We start from the raw sequence: 17,102 nt of genomic DNA, 5'->3' as shown, positions 1-17,102 counted from the left end.
TCAGCTATTCGACCATCCGCCATCGACGATATGAGTCTGGCCGGTGGTGAAACCCGACGCGTCGCTGGCGAGGTAGAGCGCCAGTGCAGCTATTTCCTGGGGGTCGCCGATCCGGCCCATGGGTTGGCGCGCGGTAAATTCGGCCATCGCCTTGTCGAAATCGCCCGTGTCCTTCAGCCGCTGTTCGAGCGATGGCGAATGCACCGTGCCGGGGCAGATCGCATTGCAGCGAATGCCCTGTCCCACGAAGTCGGCGGCCACCGATTTCGTCAGGCCGATCACGGCCGCCTTGCTGGCGCCGTAAACAAAGCGACCGGGAACGCCGAGGATCGAGCTGGCGACCGACGACATGTTGATGATCGATCCGCCCCCCTTGGCGATCATACCTGGCAAGAGCGTGCGGACGATGCGGTACATCGCGGTTACATTGAGATCGAAGGAGAAATCCCAGTCCTTCTCATCGCAATCGAGAATGGTGCCGCTGTGGACATAGCCCGCGCAATTGAAGACGATGTCGAACGCGTCGTCCTGTGCCAGTGCCGCCACCGCATCGCTATCGGTGACGTCGAGCCGCCGGGTGGTGCAACCCGCAAGGCCCGTCAGCAGACCGGCATCGATATCGGTTGCCACCACTTCGGCACCGGCATCGCGGAAAGCCTCAGCGCTGGCGCGGCCGATGCCCTGACCTGCGGCGGTCACAAGCGCGCGTTTGCCGGTGAGATCGAAAACCCTGGTCATGACGATGCTCCTGCTCGTGCGAATTGTGGCAGGCATGCAGGCCCGCTCGCCTCGAAACTTTTGTAAGTGAGAATGAATTCCTGATGGCCAAGCTCTTCGGACAGGCTCTGCTCGCCGGCCGCGACGGCCAGAACCCGCTGGAAGATTTCCTCGCCGACTTCGTCGAGTGTCGCCTGACCGGTCAGGATCGCGCCCGCATTGACGTCCATATCCTCGCTGAGCCGCGCATAGGTGTCGGGATTGGCGCAGATCTTGATGACCGGTGAGATGGCCGATCCGACAACCGAGCCGCGCCCTGTGGTGAACAGGATCAGGTGGCAGCCCGATGCGATCAGTTCGACGATCTCGGCATTGTCGGAAATATTCGGGAAACCGAAGCGCACTTCGCCATCGGGCACCACGTCCATCAGATAGAGGCCCGGTGCGGGCGGGATATCGCCGGGTTTGATCAGCCCCGAAATGGATGACGCGCCGGATTTGGAATAGGCCCCAAGCGATTTCTCTTCCTGCGTGGTCAGGCCGCCATCGGCGTTGCCGGGGGCGAAGCTGCCGTAACCGAGCGTGGAATAATAGCGCTCCGCCTTGGCGACCGCCGCTTCGATCTCGGTACCCAGTTCGGGCGTAATTGCCCGTTCGGCCATTACCTGCTCGCAGCCGATCAGTTCTCCCGTTTCTTCGAAGATGCAGGTTGCCCGTTCGGAAATCAGCCGGTCGAAACAGCGTCCGACCGCAGGGTTCGCGGTGATCCCGCTGGTCCCATCGGAGCCGCCGCAGATCGTGCCGACGACCAGATCGGCGATGGTCATCGGTGCGCACAGGGTCGTATCGGCCTCTGCCCGGATCCGAGCGACCGCCTCCAATCCGGCGGCGATCGTCGAGCGTGTCCCGCCGGTCTCCTGGATGACCAGGGTATCGACGGGGCGTCCGCTGGCGGCGATGGCTTCGGCAAGTCCGCTGCGGTCGAAGCCCTCGCAACCCAGAGAGACGATCAGCGCACCGCCCACATTGGGATGGGTGGCAAGCTGTTTCATCATCCGAAAGGCATAGCCGTTGGGGTAGCAGCCGGGGAACCCGGCCAGCTGGACGGAACCGTCGCCAGCCCCGGTGACGATGGCGCGCGCAACGTGATGCGCGCATTCGACCAGATAGATGACCAGGACATTGTTGCGAATGCCCAACCGGCCATCGGCGCGCAGATAGCCCTGGAATTGGGGCGATGCGTTCACGAGCGAATCTCCCGAATGCGCACGGCGTCGCGGCCATGGGCGGGAATGTAATCGCTCTTCAGATTGTGGCTATGCACATGTTCGCCAGGTGCGGCCGGTGCGGTCATGGAGCCGATGGCGATGCCGTAGCGCAGCACCTTGTCACCGGCTGTCAGAGCGCGTCGGGCAATCTTGTGCCCGAGCTCGATATCCATCGAAAGTGTGTATGTTTCGCCGTCGATCTCAACTGCCGTGCCTGCGACTGCCGAGCGGGCGCAGACTAGAATATTGTCATCCGCGTGCAGCAGCACGAATTGCCCGACCTCGCCCGGTCGGGCTGCGGGTTCAATCAATGCCATAAAATTGCCTTCCATTGCCGCCGAAGATCGCGGCGCGTTCCAAGTCGTCGAGATGTTCCAACAACGTCTCGCATTGCGCGAGCCAGCCGCCATAGCTTCCGGCAAGTTCGAGCACCGGCCAGTCGCTGCCCCACATGAGGCGCGTCGGCCCGAAGCGGTCGAGCAAGTGCCGGACCCAGGGGCGGATGGCATCGATCGAGATATCCGTGCCTGCCTCGGTCCACAGTCCGGACAGCTTGCAATGCACGTTCGCGTTTCTGGCGAGGGCGGAAATAGTGGCTTCCCACTCTTTGGATTCTCCGCCTGCGATAGGCGGTTTGCCGCCATGATCGAGCACGATGCTCAGGTCGGGGTAGCGCGAGGCAAGCACGGCAAGCGCGGGTATCTGATGCGCCAGAACGAGTGCGTCGAAACGGAGGCCGTGTCGGATCATCGCCACGAAGACCGCTTCGAATTCATCGCGTAGCAGCCAGCCCGGTTCCTCGATGGCCTGAACCATCGGGCGCAATCCCTTGAGCAGGGGCGATCGGGCCAGCCGGTCGATCTGCGCCACCGCGTCTTCCGCTTCGAAGTCAACCCAGCCGACGACGCCTTTGACGAAGTCGCAATCGGTCGCGATGGCGAGGCAGTATTCGGTTTCCGCGATGCTCGGCGCGGCCTGCACCAGTATCGTTTCATCTATGCCGCTGCGATCGAGCAGCGGTCGCAGATCGTCCGGGCCGAAATCCCGGTGGATCGCGGTCAGATCCTGTGTCGGCCAGTCGGTGAAGGGATTGGCAAGCGCCCAGAAATGCTGGTGGGTATCGAGCGGCATCGATCAGTGCCCCGCCTGCGGAACCGGAGCGACCGGATCGAGCAAGCCTTGAGCGACCAGATCCGACCAGAATCCGGCGGGTATCGCCTGCGCGAACAACTGCTGCGTCTGATGGACGCGGCGTGCCTCGCCCATGCCTGGAATGACGCATTGCACGACCGGATGGGCGAGCGGAAATTGCAGTGCGGCCGCCGCCAGCGTCACTCCGTGCGAATCGCAGACCGCTTCGATCCTGGCCACCCGCTCTACGATGTCCGCGGGCGCCGGCGCGTAGTTGTAATGGACCTCGCCGCCTTTTCGCGTGCCGGTTGCGAGGATGCCGCTGTTGTAAGCGCCGCCGAGAATGATCTTCGCGCCATGACGCTCGCACCGCGGCAGAAAACCGTGAAGCGGCTCCTGTTCCAGCAAAGTGTAGCGCCCGGCGAGCAGGAAGCAGTCCCACTGCCCGATCTCCATCGCCTCGGCACAGACTTCCCATTCGTTCACGCCGAGCCCGATGGCGGATATCGCCCCCGATGCGCGCAATTCGTCAAGGGCGCGGTATCCGCCTTTGGCAAGGTCGGCGAAATGGCGCTGGTGGTCATCGCCATGGGTCAGTCGCCCGATGTCATGCACCAACAGGATGTCGATGCGGGCCAGGCCAAGGCGCTGCAAACTCGCCTCATAGGAACGCATCACGCCGTCATAGCTGTAATCGTACCGCACCTTGAATGGCATCGGCGTCACAAAGCCGTGCCGTTCTTCGGGCAGGTCGGTTGCGGTATCGGGATCGAGCAGGCGCCCGACCTTGGTCGAGACGACAAAGTCTTCGCGAGGCCTGTGGCGCAGCGCATCGCCCAGGCGCCGCTCGGACAGGCCCAGCCCATAATAGGGTGCGGTGTCGTAATAGCGCATCCCGCCATCCCACGCGGCGTCGACTGTGGCGAAGGCCTGATCGCGGTCGATGGCGCGATAGAGGTTGCCCAGCGACGCGCAGCCCAGGCCCAGTTGGGGCAATCCAGAAACCAGGGATTCGGGCATCTCGTCTCCTTACGTAATCACATATAAAAGTATTTTGTATATATGCAATAGCGAGTGTCTCCGATATTGCACTGGACATTGTGCATCGATTGCCGAAATGTCGCCCTTTCACGAGTGAAAAGGGATTGCATGCCGCAAGATAACTCCTCCGAGATCAAAGATCCGAAGAAGGCGACGCGACGCAAACAGTATTCCGCTCCGGCCCTGGAAAAGGGCTTGGACATGCTGGAACTGCTGGCGCGGGAGCCGGAGCCGATCAATCTGAAGGAGATTGCCGAGCGGTTGGGGCGTTCGGTTGGCGAGATCTTCCGCATGCTCGCCGTGCTCGAGCAGCGTGGCTATGTCGCCACTGCCGAGGATAGCGAACGGTACCGGCTGACCATGCGGCTGTTCCAGCTCGCTCATTGGCACCTCCCCATCAACCGGCTGACCGGTGCGGCGACGGGACCGATGCGGCGGTTGGCATTGCAAACCGGCCAGTCATGCCACCTTACCATATTGTCCGGTGCGCGGGTCGTCGTCGTGGCCCGCCAGGACAGTTTCAAGGATCGAAGCTTTGCCATGCGGATCGGCGCGGAATCCCCGCTTCTCGCCTCATGTTCCGGGCGGATATTCTTCGCGCTAGCCGATGACTTTACGCGCGAGGCGTTGATCGAAAGTATCAAGGATCTCGGTGAAGATACGTCCGCCGCCGCACAGGTGGACGATGTCGCTGCGGCGTTGCGCGCGCAGTCCTACCTCGAAATGCCGAGCGAGCAGGTCGAGGGCATCGTCGACATCGGAACGCCCATTACCGACCACGACGGCTCGATCGCTGCCTCGCTGGTCATTCCCTTTCTCCATCGCATCGACAAGGACAACGAAGGCCATATCGGTATGGTGAAGGATAATCTGGTCAGGGCTGCCGCAGAGATATCCTCGCTTCTGGGTCGGGTGGATTCTAAATAAGAAAACACATTTTACATATAAAACTGTCTGGACGTGATGGCCGTGTGTCTGGCACTATGACGTGATGACAGGCCCAAAGACGCAACCGCCGCTGATATTCCAGACCCGCAGATGGCCACACGCCGCCGAGCAGGCGCTGGATCGCCTTGGCACGGTGATCCGCGAGGAAAACGACACCCCTCTCGATCAAGGTCGCCTGCGTGCCGGTCTGGCGGAGTGCGACATTTTCTGTCCGACCGTGTCCGATACCATCGACGCGACGGTGATAAGCGGGCTCGACCTGTCGGGTAAGCTGGTTGCCAATTACGGTGCCGGGGTCAGCCATATCGATCGCGAGGCGCTTCGCGCGGCAGGCGCCGTGCTTGCCAACACGCCCGATATCCTGACCGATGCCACGGCCGAGGTAGCGATCATGCTGATGCTGGCGACGGCCCGACGTGCCGGTGAGGGCGAGCGCGAACTGCGGTCCGGCGAGTGGCAGGGATGGCGGCCGATGCACATGCTAGGGCGCGGTGTGTCGGGCAAGACATTGGGGCTCGTGGGTTTCGGTCGTATCGCCCAGGCCGTGGCCCGGATGGCGCATCACGGTTTCGGGATGGAGGTGCTTGTCGGCAATCGTTCGCCCGTTGATGACGCGAAGCTGGAGAGCGTCGCAGCCAGGCAACTGCCGCTGGAGGCCGTTCTGGCCCAAAGCGATTTCGTATCGCTCCACATTCCGGGTGGAGAAACGACCCGGCATTTCCTGAACGCGGACCGCCTTGCAGACATGAAAGCCGGGGCGATCCTGATCAATACCGCGCGGGGAGAGGTCGTGGATACGGCGGCGCTGGTCGCGGCACTCGATGGCGGCAGGCTGGCGGGGGCGGGGCTCGACGTTTTTGAAAACGAGCCGGACATTCCGCCGGCGCTGTCGCAACGCGAAGACGTGGTGCTGCTTCCCCATCTCGGCAGCGCCACGCTTGAAACCCGCACTGCCATGGGGCTGCGCGTGGTCGAGAATGTGTCGGCATGGCTGCATGGCGAAACGCCGCGCGACGTCGTCTTGTGACAGGCATCGCCCCCCGCTCGATCCTCCGCCACCTGCTCGACAGCGCCGTCGCGAGCGCCCAGCCGGACAGGTGTGTTTCATCCTTCCTTCCCGACCTACCCAAGGGGCGGACGGTGGTGGTGGGGGCGGGCAAGGCCGCTGCGGCCATGGCCCGGGCGGTGGAGAATTTCTTTCCTGCACCAGTCGAGGGTGTCGTCGTCACACGCTATGGCGCGGCGGTCCCATGCGACGCGATCCAAGTGCTAGAGGCCGCGCACCCCATTGCAGATGAAGCGAGCATAGTCGCTGCCAAGTCCATGCTGGCGGCGGTGAAAGGTCTGACGCGTGACGATCTGGTCCTGGCGCTGATATCCGGCGGGGGCTCGGCCCTGATGTCGCTGCCGGTCGAGGGTGTCGGCCTGGCGGAGAAACAGGCGCTGGTCGGGCAACTCATGCGGGCCGGCGCACCGATCGACCTGCTCAACCGCATGCGGCGCAGATTGTCGCAGATCAAGGGAGGCGGTCTCAGGCAGGCGATCGGGGCCGCGCGTTGCGTCACGCTCGCGATTTCCGATGTCGTGGGCGACGATCCGGCGCTGATCGCCTCAGGGCCGACCATCGTGCCGCCAGCCGATACCGGCTCCCTGCTCGACGAAATGGCGCCATACCGCGTTGCGGTGAGCCCCCTTTTGCACGAACTTCTTGCCAGTCAGCCGTCCGGGCCGTCGACGATACCGTCGCGGCAGGACGATGAGGTGCATATCGTTGCCAGCCCGCGCACAGCCCTGGAGTCAGCGGCTGGCGAGGCGAGGAGATTGGGCCTCACACCGATCCTGCTGGGCGACGACATCGAAGGCAGTCCGGCCGAGGCGGCCCGGCGGCATCTCGCCATGTGGCGCGAGGCGGCTTTGGGCAGTGTCCTGCTGTCGGGCGGCGAACTGACCTGCGAAGTGCGCGGGCAAGGACGTGGCGGACCCAATCACGAATTCGCGCTGGAACTGATGCGCGCGGCCGCCCCGGACGACGCGCTCTGGGCGATCGCCTGCGACACGGATGGCTGCGACGGCAACAGCCAGGTCGCCGGTGCCATCTTCGGCCCGGACAGCATATGCCGCGCTCGAAACCAGGGGCTCGATATCAGGAGCTTCCTCGCTCGGAACGACAGCGCAGCTTTCTTCGCGGAGCTTGGCGGCCCGGTCGAAACCGGCCCGACCCAGACCAACGTCAACGATTTTCGGGCTTTATTGAAGGTCTAGAGTTTCGGGACCGGAGTGCCGCAGAGATTCTGCATCACTGTTTTCTGGGTGCATTCCCAAGCACCGCCTCGTTCAGAACCGACCGGACAAGGCTCTCGTCTCTGGCCAGAGCACCGTCGAAAACAGTGACGTCGTCGATCGCTTCCACAGCGCCCATGCCCAGGCCGCGGCCCGGGTTTTCAAAGCCCCAACCATCCAGGTCCAACAGCTTCTTCGAACTCATCAAGATGAAATATTTGTGTGTGTAGCGAGGGAGGAAATCACCCCCCGTCTTCAGGGGGTCGTGCATGTAGACCGTGGTCCTGTTGGCATCGTATGACAGAAGGAAATAGACCCATCGCGATCCGCTATGTCCGGACGGATTGCTGGCATTGAATTCCGGTGGAAGCCAGAATTTCCAGTCGAACGGCTTCTCGGCACCGACCGTATCGGGCGGGGGCAGACCTGTTTCCGGCCCCGTAATCGGGCGCGATGTCCCGGTCGAAGTGGGATAAGTCGTACGATTGAGAGCAAGCTGTTGCTCGCTGTCCGCGAAGCTGAGGCCGACTGTTGCGTGCGGCTTTCCATCAATGTCGGTCGTAGTACCGAAGAAAATTGAATCGAACGAACCGTCCTGCCGAACGACATCGGGGGCGACATGGTTGCCGCTCAGCCGAGCCCAGAACCCGACACTGAAAGTCTGCTTGTCCGGCAGGCCCTCCCACATCTGACGGGACAGCAGGAAGTTGCTGGTCGCCAGACCGGTGCCGAACGCCAATGCCTGGTCCGCACGTCCGAAACGATCGGTCGTGTAAGAGGTATGGTTCAGTTGTCCGCAATTGGCGTTATCGGTGTCGCAAGCGCCGTGACTGCTATTCAGGGGGAAGAATGCCTTGAACGAGGGGACCACCTGGCTGAGGCGCTTTATACGGAATTTATTCGGATCGTTGATCGAGGTGCCTTTTCCGCAGATCGGGTTGCCTCTGGTTGAAGATCCGTCCGTCCAGTACGGATAGTGCCCCGACTGGTCCTTCAGGACACGCTGTCCGCCGCCGACATCCTCTATCGTGAAATCGAGATCGTATGTCGAGTAGGAGGTATCCCCTGCAAAAAGCCAGAACGGATCGAAGCTTGCGCAGAAGTAGAACCCGTAAAATGATCTGATCGGCTTTCCGGTCTCCCGGCTGTAGATCTTCTTGTAAGATCCGGACCCGCCCAAAGTATAGAGAATGCCCGGCAGGTCACTGACATCCTTGGCCGGGATCTTTTCCAGATCGTAGGTTCCGAAGTTGAACGTATGGCCGGACGGCCCCCGATAGAATGTCTGGCTGTAAAGCTGCTGCGCGGAATCATCGCCCACCATCGTTACGTAGGCAGGCCAGTTGTCCCATGTGAAATAGCTGCCGGTCTTTCCCGATTCGAGCCGTTCGAACTGGTTCCAGTCCTGATTGCTCATATCGGTCCGGTTGATCGTGCCATCGAGATCAGGAAGCTGCCATGGATAGGCGTCGGGAAGGGGGCTTTCTTGCTCTTGTGCCGCGGCGGGTAGGGCGAGGGAACCCATCAGAATGAACAAGATCAGATTACGAATGGTCATCGAGTTCCCCTTTCCAAGATATTGTAGGGCCAAGGCCTTGCGGTCAGTGGACCGGATCCAGTGTCCGGCGATTGCGCTTCGCAAGATATTGAATCATCAGGCATGGGCGATCGCTGATGAGATAATTGGCCTGCGAAACATCGATCAGGAAATCCCAATCCGATCGAAAATCGTACCCGACGAAACCGTCAGCCGGATCCCGCCACTGACCGACCCAGAAAGAGCCCCGGCCGGTCTCCGGCAGAACATCGAATTGCCCCAAGCGCCCGCCATTGTCCCTGACGCGCTTTACCAGCGCGAGAAGCGGAGAGTTTGGTTTTTGGACGACGAGTTCGTAGTTGCGATAACCTGCGTTCCAGTACTCATCGAACACCTGTTGGTAATTTGGTGTGTCCTGAAAAATCACAGGTGTGAAAATGATTTGATCTTCGCTGACGACACCGTCAATTATTTGACGGAATTGTTGAAGGGTGAACCGTCCCTTGAAGATGGACTGCGAGAGCCTGCCCTTGTCTTTTACCATCTGGATTGCGGCACGAACGATGGCCGGATCTTTGGTTTTGTCTTCGTGATTGACGACCAGTCGGTCGTTCGTGAGGCTCAAAAATTCCTCAAAGGTCAACACGGGGTAATCGGTCTTGTTGGAATCCCGGTCTAGATAGCGCAGTTTCGACAGTTCGGCCCAGGTCAGGTCGGAGAGATTGCCGCTGGCCGGCTGACCCGTAGCCGGATCATAGAGCCGGGCCCGCAATTCCTTGTCATGAAACATGACCAGAACGCCGTCCTTGGTAGCGCGGATGTCGTTTTCGACACAATCGATGCCGATCCTGATCGCCTCTTCAATCGCAGGAGCGGTGTTTTCGGGAAATTTGTACCACATGCCGCGATGGCCGCAGGTTAGATAAAAATCTGGGAACCGGCGTGCATCCAGGAAGCGCGCCATCCTTTCACTGACAGGAAACGTGCTTGGATCAGGGCAATCCCGCTGCCCTGTCGCAGCTGCGATGCTGGGTGAAGTGACCAATGCGAAACTGAGCGCACCCGTGATTATCTTTGACTGCCACATCGAATTCGACCTCCCGAAGCCTTGTCGTAGCCGGACAATTGCAACGTTAGGTCGCATCAAATATCGAAGTCAATGCCTATAAAAATATTTTTTATAAGTGAAATAACGGAGTAATGAGTCACTCCATTGGACTGGTATCGCCGTTGGAGTGATACGGCCCCCAACTGCTTCGGATTCTACGTTTAGGGTCACGTTCGTTCAGGACAAATACCTTGTAAATTGCCCCGCCGGGCTGCACTCTGATGACAACATGGCCTCGCAGACTTTGGTATCCTCGGGTCAGCCATGGCCCGATCGCGATCTGCGTTTCAGGGTGTACGTAGGTGGCGAAGATATCGCGGTCGCCAGGCCAGATCTTTCTGGAGTTCATGCGCGCCACGACCTCGCCACCGGGATGGTCCGAAACCCAAGTCTGCTGGACGATCACTCTGGGCCTCAGCGTGCCAAGCCATGCCGCGCTCGTCGCGTCCCGATTGCCGTGATGGTTCAGCGTCATCGCGTCGACTTCGCCAATCACCGGCGCGATACGCCGTTCTGCCGCAAACCAGGCCGGTTGGTCGGGCTCGTTGACGCCTGTCAGATCCCCGCCGGTGACATAATCGAAATCTCCGTAATCGACCTTGATGACGGTCGACAGCGGGTTCTCGTTAAAGCCTCCGCGACCATCGGTTATCTGTTCTGCCTCGAGAAAGCGCTCCGCAGCGCTACCGGCACCCGACCAGACCATGCCGTTTGCCGCCACGTTGCGGACAGAAAACGCAGCGCATGCGGCCTTGTCCTTCATGCAACGGATCTGATCGTCCCGGCCGACGCGGAAGCCTTCGGCGGTCATCTGTCCTTCGGCAACCGTGCTGCGGACGAATTCAAGATAATTGGCGAGGCTGGCATCGGCATTCTCGCCATAGGGCAGCGGGAAGTCGTAGTCGGGGAACCCGCGGTCGATCATCGTGGTGATCGGCCATCGTTCGGCCACATCGGTGATACCGGAAAGTTGCCAGTCCCCTTGCCCGGATCGCGGCGCTTGAGGGTCGACGAAACCGAAATGATCGGAGTGAAAATGCGTTATGAGCGCGTAATCGATGCCGCGCGCGTCTGCAGGGGCGAATTGTGCTATGTAGTCGGCAATCCATTCACCCGGTCGCCGGGTTCGATCCGGCATTGCCGGGGCGAGCTTCAGGGGACGGTAGCGATCGAGTTTGTCCCAGTCGTCCTGCAAGGCGCCCGCATCCACCAGCATCGTCGTGCCGTCCGGAAAAACGAAGAATGCGGCATTTCCTCTGCCGGTCTGGATATGGTGGATGTCCAGATATCCCGGTTGCCACGCCGCCAGAGCGATAGCGGGCTGCGCTGTCTGATCGATTGCGGGCGACGAGCCGGCGGAGGGCATTGTGCAGCCTGCAGCCAGCGCAAGCCACGGCAGAATGAGCGGTGTGCCTTTCACTTCGACCACCCCGCATTCCTTCCTAGAAGGGGCATGGTCCCTCAAACGTCACCGGGTTGCAGCGGACGTAGCGGCGCGAGCCGAAGCGTACCTGATAGTCCGAAAAGCGCCGGTCGGGGATCGGGTTGTCGGTCAGAATGAAATGCGCGCCGCTGGCGAATGCCTTGTCGCGCCGATCCGTCCGGTTGAGGCGGCTTTCCACGGTGTGCGTGTCGGACTGGACCGTCGCAAGCTGTCCTTTGCGCACCACATCGGCAAGCGCTGGATAGCCGGGATCGGGAATGCGGAACCAGGCCGCGTCGCGGTCTTCCAACGCAAGGCTGGGGAAGAACAGCCTGTGGGTCAGATCCGGTGTGGCGCTGCGATAGCTGTTGGTTTCATCCTTCTTGTTCAGGAGGAGGAACACGAACCGTCCGGCCATGGTGTCAAGCGTCGGCCAGCCATTTTCGCGGATAGCGCGGGTGAGAGTGTCGTGCCCCGCGCGGACCTCCACAGGCGTGACGATGCTATCCAGCCCGACAACCTCGACGATCTCCTCTTCGAGCGCGGTCCATGTGGAAAGGTCGAAAGGCGGTTGGTCGGGAGGGGTATAGGCGTCCGCCAGCGCAGGTTTCGATCCGCTTTTCGCTTCGATCTGGACGACGATGGGGAAATGGCGCGGATTGGTGACCGACCATGCCTTCAGTTCCCCGAGGCAGTCGCGCAGGGTCAGGCAGGTGCTCATCACGTCCACACCGCCGTGAAAGACCTTGAAGCCCGGCGCCTCCATGCGTCCATCGCGATCATAGAAGATATTTGATGGAATCTTGCTGGCCTGGAGCGCGCGCAATGCGCCCGGCTGGGCGAATTTTCCGCCGTCCGGATCGTAGTGCACGTCCAGTTCGAACTGGCGCATTCCCAGTTCCAGCTGCGTGGTCAGGGGCGGATGAGTGTAATCCAGCGCCTGGAACAGTCGGTCGGCAGGCCAGTCCCGGCTTTCGCGATAGTCGGTGATCCGAGCGAGTGCGACCAGCGCGCCATCAGGGGCGATATGATAGCTGTTGTGCGTTCCTATATATTGCAACTGGTTGAACCGCATCTTCCCGACTTCGGGACTTACCTCTTCCATTGTGGTTGCGGGCAAACTGCGACCTGCATGGCTGCTGGCAGTATCGGACTCCGCCGCAAGATGCGCAGGGACCGTTGCGGCTATGCCTAGCGCCGCCATGGCTTTGATAACCGGTATAAAACCGAAGGCTGGCTGCTGCATGATCAAAATCCCTCCGCTGTCACATAAATTTCATATGTAGAATATACTTGCATATATACAAGAATGGTCTTTATACACAATCCCGAGATTTCAGGGAGCAGGAGTTCGCAATGCGTACAAGATCCACCAGATTGGCCGTCGCTGGTCTATTGACATCCGTTGCCGCGATGGCGGTCAGTCCCGCCTACGCACAGGCACAGGACGCTGCCGAGCCGCAGGCCGCCGAAGACGAGGCGGCCAGTGATGGCGTGATTGTGGTTTCGGGCACGCGCTTTACGAGTCGGACCTCGCTGCAGACCAAGCGGGACGCGGATATCGTTATGGACGTGATCGCGTCTGACGAACTTAACGCACTGCCGGACCTGAACGTGGCGGAGGCTATCAGCCGCGTGCCGGGAGCCACGGCGTTTCAGGACGAGGGGGCTGGCCTCTATATCGGCCTGCGGGGCCTCAATCAGGAATTCGTCAACCTGACGCTCGAGGGCCTTGAAATTTCTTCGGCTGCGCGCACGTTCGACCAGAACCTGCGCGGTGCCAATCTCGAAGCCGTACCGGGAAGTTTCCTCAGCCGCGTCGAAGTGGCGAAATCCGCTACGGCGGAATATGATGCCGATGCGATTGCAGGCACGGTGAACCTGGTCACTGCAAGCGCGGTCAAATCGGGCAAGAACTGGTTTGTCGTGAAGGGCAATCTGGGCCAGTACACCACCGATGTTCCGACCGACGATACCGACCTGTCCTGGAAAGCGAATGTGTCTTTCGGGCAGACCTTCGGTTCGGACGATCAGTTCGGCATCGCGCTCTCTGCTCATTACACCGACAGGAGCAGGGACAACCTAAAGCCTAAGGCCTTTTTCGGCAGCCAGGACGATCCCAACGAGCTTCCCGATGAGGTTGGCGGTTTCTTCTACCAACGCGACGAAGAAAGCTGGGGGGCGAGCGGCAAGCTGGAGTTCCAGCCCAATCCGGATGTCTATGTCTTTGGCTCGCTGCTCTATTTCGATTCCAATGTCGAACTCGACAAGAGCAAGCATGCCCTGTTCGGCGCGCGCTCCTTCACCGACAGCGGAACCTTCGACCGGGCCCGCGGCACAATCCGTAATGACAAGGTGAATTACGGCGTCGACGATTCCCTGACCGGTCAGTTGGGCCTCGATGTCCAGTTGAACGATCATAACCACCTCAGCCTCCGCGGCTCGCTGTCTTCAAGCCGTTCGTATCAGGACGATCCGCGCGTCGACTGGGCGAGCGGGCGTATCGGCGAGGGTAGCTACGAATATAACGGCCAGTATTACACTTACACGCTGACCGACGAATCTTTTGCCGATTTCATCAACCCGGCTTCCTATGGGTTCGGCGGCTACCGCCGTTTCCAGGAAAGCTTCACCAAGGATGTAAGCGGCTTCCGTGCAGATTGGGAAAACCGTTCGCCCGACGAACTGGGGTTCTCTTTCAAGGTCGGCGGCAAGTTCAAGGAAACCGATGTCGATTACACCGCCAGCAATTTCCGTTGGCGTAATCCTGTCGATACATTTGATCCGACGGATTTCTTCGGCGTGTTCGATTACCGCTTCCCGTTCACCAACAATCCTCAACTTCTGGTCAGCGATGTCCTTGCCATCGCAGCCCGTGCCGAGGCGGCCGGAGAGGCGGGCTTTGGGCGCATTTCCAGCGTGATCGTCAACGGGAACGACTTTTTCGTCAATGAACGGGTGCTCGCCGGTTATAGCCAGCTACGCTACACGGGAGAAAACTTCGATGTGATTGCCGGCCTGCGCTACGAAGATACCGACATTCAGGCGCGGAACCGTTTCAATCGGCAGGACGATGCACCGTTCGTTACGACCAGCCAGAGCTATGACAATCTGCTGCCGTCGCTGACCGTCAATTTCAAACCCAATGACAATATCGTTCTGCGGCTCGGTGCGAGCCAGACTCTCGGTCGCGCGGACATCTTCGATCTCGCTCGCGGGGAGACGCCGCCCAACGACAATGGCGTTTTCGCGCGCGGCAATCCCGACCTGCTCCCGCGTAAATCGACCAATCTGGATGCCTCGTTCGAATATTATTTCGATGGCGGCAAAAGCGCGTTCGCGGTCGGTGTCTATCGCAAGGATATCAAGAACGAGATATACGACCTCCAGACGCCATATGTCTTCCAGAGCGATCTCGGGCCGATCAATTCCTTCTTCCTGCAGCCCACCAATGCCGGCAAGGCGCGCGTGCAGGGGGTCGAACTGTCATTCACAAAGGACAATTTCGACTTCTTGCCCGGAGCGCTGCGGAATTTCGGCTTCTTCGGCAACGTCACCTTTAATGACGGCTACATTCGTCTGATCGACGACACTGGAGCCGTGGCGCGGGTAACGGATCCTGAGGGTTTCGCCGATTTCCTGGCCAATGCCACCTTGTTCTATGAAGGTGAGCGGCTTTCGGGACGAGTGGCCTACCGCTATGTCGCTCCTCAGAATCAGGGTCTTAGCATCGACGGTTCGGCCGACCTGGTGCTCGACAGTTATTCTCAGGTCGATTTGCACCTCGGCTATCAGGTGGCCGACAATGTCGAACTGACATTCGATGTCTGGAACCTGCTCGAGAACAAGCAGACGTTCACCAACCAAAACGCAGTCGCGGGTGCCCCGAACTGGTTCGAAACGGTCGAGTACGGTCGAGCGTTCTGGGGCGGTGTCAGCGTCAAGTTCTGATTTCTTAAACTCTCCGTCCGCGCAAATTGCCGGAAACACTGCGGGGCGAGCGTTCTGCTCGCCCCGTTTTTTGATGCGTAAGGATCAAGAGCTAGCCGGAAGTGCCGTGCTACCAGGTTGAATCGCGCTGGATTCCCACCTCCATATCTCGGGCTTCACGTTCTTCTAGCTGCGTGTGCTATCTTGCCATTGTTCCCAATGCCGGACTTCTACTTTGGCCTTGGGGGGGCTGCCGCGTGATTGATTGACCGGAAGCCGTCAGCCGTGCCCGGAAAAGTCTGCTGTCGGAGAGCTCAAGAAATGGAGAACGAGTCGTATATCTCAAAGACGAGCGGGCAAATCTGAGGTCTCCAAGGAACTGTCGGGACGTTTGGTGCGACCGGATTAGCTTTGGAGCAAAGTTTCAATGTGCTCATTCCAGAGTTCCATCGCCTCTCTCTTTTCAGACTTCCAGTCATGTCGTTGGTAGATTCCTGCTACGCCTGAACGCGCTCCGCTTATGTGGTTGAGGATCGCCTCGGTAACCTCAAACCTAACTCCGAGTCTCTGGAAACCCGTTGCCAGTGTCCGGCGGAGATCATGAAGCCGCCAGGGTGCGATCAGAGCCCCTCCATCGGCGACCAGCAAATGGTCGATTTTCTTTTTGCCCTTATCATAACCGCTAAACCGGCCACCCGATGACGTAGTAAAGACTCTGCCCTTTTCGGGCCAATCGCTTCCTCCGGCAACCTCGTCCAAGACTTTGATCGCGAGTTCTGCGAGTGGAATGCGATTTGATTCACCGTTCTTCGCTCGATCCCCCGGAAGTGACCAAAGCTGCTCACCCCTATCGAGTTCTTCCCATTTGAGCGACGCAACCTCTTCGCGCCGCTGGCCGGTGAGAATAAGCAAACGAACGATCGGACCGAAGCACCGATGGGTTTCGTATGTATGGTGCCAGATTCGTCCAAGCTCCTCGTCGGAAAGCCAGCAGTCGCGCGCTTTGACTGGTGGAGGCGTTTCCATACCCTCCATAGGGCTCTGCTCAAGATCTCCGCGACTAACGGCCCACCGGAACATCCTCCGCAGAACCGCGAACACGTTTCTCTTGTTTGCAGCTTGTTCGCGGGGCATGCGATCAAACACCGCAACCACGTCTGCGCGAGTGATCTTGGGTAAAGGTCTGGAGCCCAGCACCGGCTTTGCATGAAGGCGAAACGAGCGTTCGACCAGCACACGCCATCCCTTCCCGGTACATGAGTCGGTGAAACGGTCAGCGTAGTTGCTGAAAGCGAGATCTACTGCTTCGCGCCGACGCTGCTGCTCGACTTCGACCGGATCAATGCCTTGCGCGATCAGCAACGATAAGCGCTCGGCTTCAATTCGAGCAGTTGTCGGTGTCCAAGGTGATCCATGATGGCCGATCGTGTAGCGCCTCGTTTTTGCCTCGCGACCACCCATGCGAAACTGCAGGATATAGGCCAACGCCCCCGACTTCGAACGCTTGGCCCCGAAGCCCTTGAGGCTACTGTCCCACAGAAAGCCTTCACTGGCTTTTGCGATTAACGAATCAACGCTTCGCTTGGTGATCTTTCCACGCGCCATTTTGCTCTCCGAACTCTGTTTCCAGCAATCACCCGGCAATCACCGAGGCGGAAATCACCGCCAAGGGTCGCAAGACATAGCGTAGATATACTGTTGAAATAAAATGCCTTTTCT

At 59.8% G+C, this 17,102-nt stretch carries 14 protein-coding genes; 4 read left to right on the top strand and 10 right to left on the bottom strand.

Translation table 11 applies throughout. From position 1 onward, the window contains the following. From DVR09_RS01120 to DVR09_RS01100, 5 genes are read right to left on the bottom strand one after another with little or no spacing between them, the layout of a single operon-like run. Positions 1–738, bottom strand: a complete 738-nt coding sequence (locus tag DVR09_RS01120; protein WP_115415302.1) for an SDR family oxidoreductase — start codon at positions 736–738, stop codon at positions 1–3. Continuing rightward, positions 735–1,964, bottom strand: coding sequence for a UxaA family hydrolase (locus tag DVR09_RS01115; RefSeq protein WP_115415301.1), 1,230 nt, complete (start codon positions 1,962–1,964; stop codon positions 735–737). The genes DVR09_RS01120 and DVR09_RS01115 overlap by 4 nt, the downstream gene beginning before the upstream one ends. Further along, the gene (locus DVR09_RS01110) at positions 1,961–2,302 is read right to left on the bottom strand and encodes a UxaA family hydrolase (protein ID WP_115417709.1); all 342 of its coding nucleotides are present in this window, start codon (positions 2,300–2,302) and stop codon (positions 1,961–1,963) included. Before DVR09_RS01110 ends, DVR09_RS01115 begins: the two co-directional genes overlap by 4 nt. Next, positions 2,289–3,116, bottom strand: a complete 828-nt coding sequence (locus DVR09_RS01105) for an amidohydrolase family protein (RefSeq protein ID WP_115415300.1) — start codon at positions 3,114–3,116, stop codon at positions 2,289–2,291. Before DVR09_RS01105 ends, DVR09_RS01110 begins: the two co-directional genes overlap by 14 nt. A 3-nt stretch (positions 3,117–3,119) precedes the next feature. After that, on the bottom strand, positions 3,120–4,136 hold the full coding sequence (locus DVR09_RS01100; protein WP_115415299.1) for an aldo/keto reductase: 1,017 nt from the start codon (positions 4,134–4,136) through the stop codon (positions 3,120–3,122). Between the two features lie 129 nt (positions 4,137–4,265). Here DVR09_RS01100 and DVR09_RS01095 point away from each other — a divergent pair, with 129 nt between their 5' ends. The 3 genes from DVR09_RS01095 (at position 4,266) to DVR09_RS01085 (ending at position 7,367) form a co-directional block, all read left to right on the top strand. After that, positions 4,266–5,084: an IclR family transcriptional regulator gene (locus DVR09_RS01095; protein ID WP_115415298.1), complete on the top strand. Its 819-nt coding sequence runs from the start codon at positions 4,266–4,268 to the stop codon at positions 5,082–5,084. A 64-nt stretch (positions 5,085–5,148) separates the two neighbouring features. Then, positions 5,149–6,132, top strand: a complete 984-nt coding sequence (locus DVR09_RS01090) for a 2-hydroxyacid dehydrogenase (protein WP_115415297.1) — start codon at positions 5,149–5,151, stop codon at positions 6,130–6,132. Then, positions 6,093–7,367, top strand: a complete 1,275-nt coding sequence (locus DVR09_RS01085) for a glycerate kinase type-2 family protein (protein WP_115415296.1) — start codon at positions 6,093–6,095, stop codon at positions 7,365–7,367. Before DVR09_RS01090 ends, DVR09_RS01085 begins: the two co-directional genes overlap by 40 nt. A gap of 34 nt (positions 7,368–7,401) precedes the next feature. Here the strand turns inward: DVR09_RS01085 and DVR09_RS01080 are convergent, their stop codons facing one another. The 4 genes from DVR09_RS01080 to DVR09_RS01065 form a co-directional block, all read right to left on the bottom strand. Continuing rightward, on the bottom strand, positions 7,402–8,943 hold the full coding sequence (locus DVR09_RS01080; protein ID WP_115415295.1) for a hypothetical protein: 1,542 nt from the start codon (positions 8,941–8,943) through the stop codon (positions 7,402–7,404). Between the two features lie 43 nt (positions 8,944–8,986). Continuing rightward, positions 8,987–9,886, bottom strand: coding sequence for a glycerophosphodiester phosphodiesterase family protein (locus DVR09_RS01075; RefSeq protein ID WP_234041497.1), 900 nt, complete (start codon positions 9,884–9,886; stop codon positions 8,987–8,989). A gap of 241 nt (positions 9,887–10,127) precedes the next feature. Continuing rightward, entirely contained in the window at positions 10,128–11,459 is a 1,332-nt protein-coding gene (locus DVR09_RS01070) for a ComEC/Rec2 family competence protein (protein ID WP_115415293.1), read from the bottom strand. Between the two features lie 13 nt (positions 11,460–11,472). Next, positions 11,473–12,699 carry a Ca2+-dependent phosphoinositide-specific phospholipase C gene (locus DVR09_RS01065; protein WP_115415292.1) on the bottom strand — a complete coding sequence of 409 codons (1,227 nt, stop codon included), beginning with the start codon at positions 12,697–12,699 and terminating at the stop codon, positions 11,473–11,475. A 110-nt stretch (positions 12,700–12,809) separates the two neighbouring features. Between DVR09_RS01065 and DVR09_RS01060 the strand changes: the two genes are divergently transcribed. Beyond that, positions 12,810–15,404 carry a TonB-dependent receptor gene (locus tag DVR09_RS01060; protein WP_115415291.1) on the top strand — a complete coding sequence of 865 codons (2,595 nt, stop codon included), beginning with the start codon at positions 12,810–12,812 and terminating at the stop codon, positions 15,402–15,404. Positions 15,405–15,788: 384 nt separating this feature from the next. Here DVR09_RS01060 and DVR09_RS01055 read toward each other — a convergent pair whose 3' ends face one another. Next, positions 15,789–16,988: a tyrosine-type recombinase/integrase gene (locus DVR09_RS01055; protein WP_115415290.1), complete on the bottom strand. Its 1,200-nt coding sequence runs from the start codon at positions 16,986–16,988 to the stop codon at positions 15,789–15,791. Between the last annotated feature and the right edge of the window lie 114 nt (positions 16,989–17,102).

This window comes from Erythrobacter aureus, from assembly GCF_003355455.1.
Taxonomy (GTDB): domain Bacteria; phylum Pseudomonadota; class Alphaproteobacteria; order Sphingomonadales; family Sphingomonadaceae; genus Qipengyuania; species Qipengyuania aurea.
Note: the sequence above shows the minus strand (reverse complement) of the source record. Positions and strands in the feature narration are given on the sequence as shown.